5 protein-coding genes are annotated in these 5998 nt (G+C 72.3%); 4 read left to right on the top strand and 1 reads right to left on the bottom strand.

What is annotated here, in order from left to right; all coding sequences use genetic code 11:
* Window positions 1-598 (bottom strand): alpha/beta fold hydrolase (locus ACTIR_RS22010; RefSeq protein ID WP_154663679.1); only part of this gene is annotated, 598 nt, incomplete at its 3' end.
* A gap of 181 nt (window positions 599-779) precedes the next feature.
* On the opposite strand from ACTIR_RS22010, the gene ACTIR_RS0106250 reads away from it, so the two are divergent.
* The 4 genes from ACTIR_RS0106250 to sepH form a co-directional block, all read left to right on the top strand.
* Window positions 780-2561, top strand: coding sequence for an L-lactate permease (locus tag ACTIR_RS0106250; RefSeq protein ID WP_026453614.1), 1782 nt, complete (start codon window positions 780-782; stop codon window positions 2559-2561).
* A 12-nt stretch (window positions 2562-2573) separates the two neighbouring features.
* Window positions 2574-3932 (top strand): serine hydrolase domain-containing protein, encoded by a 1359-nt coding sequence (locus tag ACTIR_RS0106245; RefSeq protein WP_026453613.1) that lies wholly within the window; start codon window positions 2574-2576, stop codon window positions 3930-3932.
* Between the two features lie 44 nt (window positions 3933-3976).
* Window positions 3977-5107 carry a phosphoserine transaminase gene (gene serC, locus ACTIR_RS0106240; RefSeq protein ID WP_026453612.1) on the top strand — a complete coding sequence of 377 codons (1131 nt, stop codon included), beginning with the start codon at window positions 3977-3979 and terminating at the stop codon, window positions 5105-5107.
* A gap of 179 nt (window positions 5108-5286) precedes the next feature.
* Window positions 5287-5998: septation protein SepH (gene sepH / locus ACTIR_RS22005; protein WP_065388549.1), on the top strand; the 712-nt coding region annotated here is incomplete at its 3' end.

Here is a 5998-nt window from a genome sequence, read left to right as displayed (position 1 = left end):
CGGGCTCGGCGGGTTCGCGCGCACGCACGACCCGCGCGCCGAGGCCGGAGCGCCAGAGCAGTTCCGGCAGCACCGGGAGCTGGAAGAACGCCAGGTATCCGGACCGGGCCAGTTGCCGCAGTGCGGCGCCGAGCCTGCGCGGGTGCGGCCGCAGCTGCGCGCGGAACCAGTGGGCGGCATGGTCCAGGTCCGGCCCGGAGATCGAGGTGAACGAGGCCACCCGACCCCGCAGCCACGGCCCGGTGACCGCGTGCCAGGCCTGGATGGAACCCCAGTCGTGCGCGAGCAGGTGCACCGGGCGGTCCCCGGCGACCTCGTCGAGCACGGCGACCAGGTCGGCGGCGAGCGTGTCCAGCCGGTACGCACCGACCTCCCGCGGCGCGTCGGAGTCCCCGGCCCCGCGCACGTCGTAGGTGACCACCCGGAACCGGCCGCGCAGCCGCGCGCGCACGCCGTCCCAGAGCGTGGAGTCGTCCGGATAGCCGTGCACACACACCACGGTCGGGAGGTCCGTGTCCGCCCCGCTCGCGCCGTCCGGCCCGTCGACCGTCACCGACAACCGGACACCGTCCGCACCGTTCACCCACACTCGCCGCATCGCACCCATGCTAGAGCCGACCGTCGCGGAAGCCGATCTTCAACACCGCCCGGCGCGCGCCGTCACCACGCAGGGTTGACGGTCGGCCACCGGGTCCGTGAAACTTTGGCGGTCCGACAACATGACGGAAGTCACATTCCGTCAGCTGAAAGCGCGGGTTCCGACCACCTCGGGGGCGGGCATGGACAACCTGGCGGTACTCAGTCTCGTCGCGCTGGCACCCATCGTGGTCGTCGGGATCCTGCTGGTCGGCCTGCGCTGGCCGGCCAAGTACGCGATGCCGCTCGGCTTCGCCGTGGTCGTCGGCACCGCCGCGTTCGTGTGGGGCGTCGAGCCCGTCGTCATCGCCGCCTCCAGCATCGAAGGCCTGATCCTGGCCGTGGGCCTGCTCTACATCGTGTTCGGCGCACTGTTGCTGCTCGGCACGCTGAGCAGCAGCGGGGCCCTGGCCACCATCCGGGGCACCTTCACCGACATCAGCCCGGACCGGCGGGTGCAGGCCATCATCATCGGCTGGCTGTTCGGGAGTTTCATCGAGGGCGCCTCCGGCTTCGGCACTCCGGCCGCCGTGGTCGCCCCGCTGCTGCTGGCGCTCGGCTTCCCGGCGATGGCCGCGGTGCTGGTGGGCCTCACCATCCAGAGCACCCCGGTCACCTTCGGGGCCGTGGGCACCCCCGTCCTCGTCGGCGTCACGGACGGACTCAGCGGCAGCGCGGCCGTCGAGGAGCGGGCGTCCGTGCTCGGTGTGCCGATGCCCGACTACATCGCCGGGATCGCGCTCGACGCCGCGATCATCCACGCGATCGTGGGCACGCTGCTCCCGCTGTTCCTGGCCTGCCTGCTCACCGGGTTCTTCGGGGACCGGTCCCGCCCGACGACCGCCCGGTTCGCAGACGGACTCGGGGTCTGGAAGTTCGCCCTGTTCGCGGCGCTGTCGATGACCGTCCCCTACGTCACCGTGGCCGCCCTGCTCGGCCCCGAGTTCCCCGCGCTGCTCGGCGGGCTCGCCGGACTGGCGATCGTGGTCACCGCCGCGCGGCGCGGGCTGTTCCTGCCCGCGCACACCTGGGAGTTCCCGCCCCGTGCCGGGTGGGAGGCCGTCTGGACGGGGCGGGTCGAGCCGGACACCGACGTGGCGGGACGCCGGATGCACCCGGCCCGGGCGTGGGCGCCGTATCTGCTGGTGGCGGCGCTGCTGGTGCTCACCCGCACGATCGAGCCGCTCACCGACTTCCTCACCGGGCTGTCCCTGGACTTCACCGGCATCCTGGGCACCGACATCTCCGAGAGTCTGGAGCCGTTCTACCTCCCCGGTTTCGTCCTCGTGGTCGCCAGCGTCTCCGCGTACGGGCTGCACCGGATGTCGGGCGCCCGGATCGCCTCCTCCTGGCGTGTGGCGGGCAGGCAGATCGCCGGAACGGCGGTCGCCCTGCTGTTCGCGCTGCCGCTGGTCCGGGTGTTCATCAACTCCGACCTGAACACCAGCGGCTACGAGAGCATGCCGCTGACCCTGGCCGACGGTGCCGCCTCGGCCGTCGGCGACGCCTGGCCGGTGCTCGCACCGTGGATCGGCGCACTCGGCGCCTTCGTGGCGGGCAGCAACACCGTGTCGAATCTGATGTTCTCGCTGTTCCAGTTCTCCACCGCGGAGCAGATCGGCGTGCCCCCGGAGCCGGTCGTGGCCGGTCAGGCCGTGGGGGGCGCCGCGGGCAACATGATCACGGTGCACAACGTGGTGGCCGCCTCCGCCACCGTCGGTCTCCTCGGCAGGGAGGGTGACCTCATCCGTAAGACGATCTTCCCGATGATCTACTACTGCCTGTTCGCCGGGGCACTGGCGTTCGTGCTCGCCAACGGACTCGGCCTCAACCTGGGAACGATCATGCTGGTGGTCCTGCTGCTCGCGGTCGCCGCGGTCGTCCACCGGCTCCACTCGGAAGGCCGCGCGGCGCGGACGGGGTGAGCGGGCGGCAGAATGGCCGTCATGCTGCCTACCACCGAACACGCCCTGCTCCGCCGCGTGGCCACCGAACAGTCCACCGGACGGGCCCCCTCGCTCGTGGCCGCCGTCATCCGGGACGGCGAGCTCGCGTGGTGGGGCGCACGGGGCGAGGTGGCCGGTGCGCGGCCGGACACCGGGACGCTGTACCGGATCGGCTCGATCACCAAGTCGCTGGTGGCGGTGGTGGTGCTGCGGCTGCGCGACGAGGGCAGGTTGGCGCTGTCCGACCCGCTGGACACCCACGTGCCCGGGACCGCCTTCGGCGAGCTGACGATCGCGCAGCTGTTGTCCCACACCGGCGGGCTGACCTCCGAGTCGCCCGGCTCGTGGTGGGAGCGCTCCCCCGGCGGCGACTGGGACGACCTGAACGGTGACCTCGGTCGGGAGGAGGTCAAGCACCGTCCGGGGCGGCGGTTCCACTACTCCAACGTCGGCTACGGCGTGCTCGGGGAGCTCGTCGCCCGGCTGCGCGGCACGAGCTGGCTGGACGCCGTGCGCACCGAGGTGCTCGCCCCGCTGGGGATGCACCGCACCACCGACCGCCCCACCGGGGCGCACGCGCAGGGGTTCGCGGTGCACCCGTTCGCCGACGTCGTGCTGCCCGAACCCGCCCACGACGCGGGGGCGATGGCCCCGGCCGGGCAGTTGTGGTCCTGCGTCGACGACCTCGCCGCCTTCACCGCCTTCGTCGGCGGCGACACCGGCGAGGTGCTGCACCCGGACACGGTGGCCGAGATGCGGGAGGCGGCGATGATCGACGACAGCGGGCCGTGGTCGGCCGGGTACGGGCTCGGGCTGCAGCTCGCCCGGGTGCACGGCAAGCGGCTGGCCGGGCACACCGGGTCCATGCCGGGGTTTTTGGCCACCACGATGACCGACCCGGCCACCGGCACGGGGGCGCTCGCACTGGCCAACGCCACCGGCGGTGTGGGCATCCTCTCCCTGGTGGCCGATCTCGTCGCGACGGCCGACGAGCAGGAACCGCCGCTGCCCGCCGAGTGGCGGCCCACCCCGGTGCCCGACGGCCTGCTGGAGCTGACCGGCCTCTGGCACTGGGGGCCGGCGCCGCACCACCTCCGGGTGCTGCCGAACGGGTGGCTCGACCTGCGTCCCGCCACCGGGGCGGGCCGGGCGTCCCGGTTCCGGCCGCTGGGGGAGGACCGGTGGCTCGGGCTGGACGGCTACTACTCCGGGGAGACACTGACGGTCCACCGGGACACCGACGGGACCCCGCAGTACCTCGATCTGGCGACCTTCATCTTCACCCGGACGCCGTACGATCCGGCCGCCCCGGTGCCCGGCGGCGTCGACGACGGGGGCTGGCGTGGGTGACGCTCGTCATTCAACGTGGCCGGAGACCGTGAAACACTGACGGTATGACCGAAGCCGATGAGTTGACACTGCCCGCAGACCTCAAGCCCTCCGACGGCCGGTTCGGGTGCGGCCCGTCCAAGGTGCGCCCCGAGCAGCTGGCCAACCTCGCCAGGGAGGGCGCCAACGTCCTCGGCACGTCGCACCGCCAGAAGCCGGTGAAGTCCCTCGTCGGCCGGGTGCGGTCCGGGCTGGCGGAGCTGTTCGACCTGCCCGACGGCTACGAGGTGGTGCTGGGCAACGGAGGCACCACGGCGTTCTGGGACGCGGCCGCGTTCGGTCTGGTGCGCGAGCGTGCCCAGCACTTCTCCTACGGCGAGTTCTCCTCGAAGTTCGCCACCGTGACGGACAAGGCCCCGTTCCTGTCCGACTCGGTCGTGGTCACCTCGGAGCCGGGCACCGCCCCCGAGATCACCTACGAGCCGGGCTGCGACCTGGTGGCCTGGGCGCACAACGAGACCTCGACCGGTGTCGCCGTGCCGGTGCGCCGTCCCGCGAACAGCGAGGGCGCGCTGGTGGCGATCGACGCCACCTCCGGGGCCGGCGGCCTTCCGGTGAAGGCCGCCGACTACGACGTGTACTACTTCGCCCCGCAGAAGTCGTTCGCCTCGGACGGCGGCCTGTGGGTGGCCCTGATGTCGCCCGCCGCGATCGAGCGCGTCGGCGAGATCGGCGCCTCGGACCGCTGGGTGCCGGAGTTCCTGTCGCTGCCCACCGCGCTGGACAACTCCCGCAAGGACCAGACCTACAACACCCCGGCACTGGCCACGCTGTTCATGCTGGCCGACCAGGTGGAGTGGATGCTCGGCAACGGGGGCCTCGACTGGACCACCGCGCGGACCCGGGAGACCTCGGACCGGCTGTACGAGTGGGCGGAGAAGACCTCCTACACCTCGCCGTTCGTGAGCGACCCCTCGCTGCGCTCCTACGTCGTGGGCACCGTGGACTTCGACGACAGCGTGGACGCCGCCGCGGTGGCGAAGACGCTGCGGGCCAACGGCATCGTCGACGTCGAGCCGTACCGCAAGCTGGGCCGCAACCAGCTGCGCATCGGCATGTTCCCGGCCATCGAGCCGGACGACGTCACGGCGCTGACCAGGTGCATCGAGTGGATTGTGGAACACACCACGAAGTGATCGTTCCGAGATTCGCCTGATCGGGCAACGGGTAGTCCGGCGCGTCGGAACCGGATATACGGGCCGTGTCGAGGACGATCGACACGGGATGTTCACGGATTCCGGCGCGCCTCTCCCGTCAAGGCGACGCGCCGCATTACCGTGGGCACCCACAGAGGTGATGTCTTTCGGAGGCGGACATGCGAACGCTGCGAGTGGTCGGGTTGCACGAGGACGGCACGTCCCTCGTGTGCGAAGACCCTGAGCGCCGCGAGCGGTTCCTCCTGCCCGCGGACGAGCGCCTGCGCGCGGCGGCCCGCGGGGACATCGCCCGGCTCGGCCAGATCGAGATCGAGCAGGAGAGTCCCATGCGTCCACGCGAGATCCAGGCCCGGATCCGGGCGGGGGAGTCCGTCGAGCAGGTGGCGTCGGCCTCGGGAATGTCGACCGACCGGGTCGAGCGGTTCGCCCACCCGGTGCTGCTCGAACGCTCCCGCACGGCCGACCTCGCCCAGCGTGCCCACCCGGTTCGGGAGGACGGGCCGGACATCCGCACGCTCGGGGAGATCGTCGCGCACGCGTTCGGGCTGCACGGGCACGACTACACCCAGGCGAGCTGGGACGCCTGGCGGTCCGACGAGGGTCGGTGGATCATCGGGCTGCACTGGAGCGCCGGACGTTCGGACAACCGGGCGCACTGGTCCTTCTCCCCCGGTGCGCACGGCGGCACGGTCACGGCCCTCGACGAACTGGCGGAGGCGCTGCTCGACCCGGACGCGCACAGTGTCCCCCGGCCGGTGGCCGAGCGCGCCGCGGAGTCGCCGGAAGAGGTCGACGAGGCCACCCGGCACGGGGCCACGGTGATCGAGGCCCCGCTGCCCACACCGTCCGAGCCGGCCCCGGCGGACGACG

This window comes from Saccharomonospora iraqiensis subsp. iraqiensis, assembly GCF_000430445.1.
Classification (GTDB): domain Bacteria; phylum Actinomycetota; class Actinomycetes; order Mycobacteriales; family Pseudonocardiaceae; genus Saccharomonospora; species Saccharomonospora iraqiensis.
Note: the sequence above shows the minus strand (reverse complement) of the source record. Positions and strands in the feature narration are given on the sequence as shown.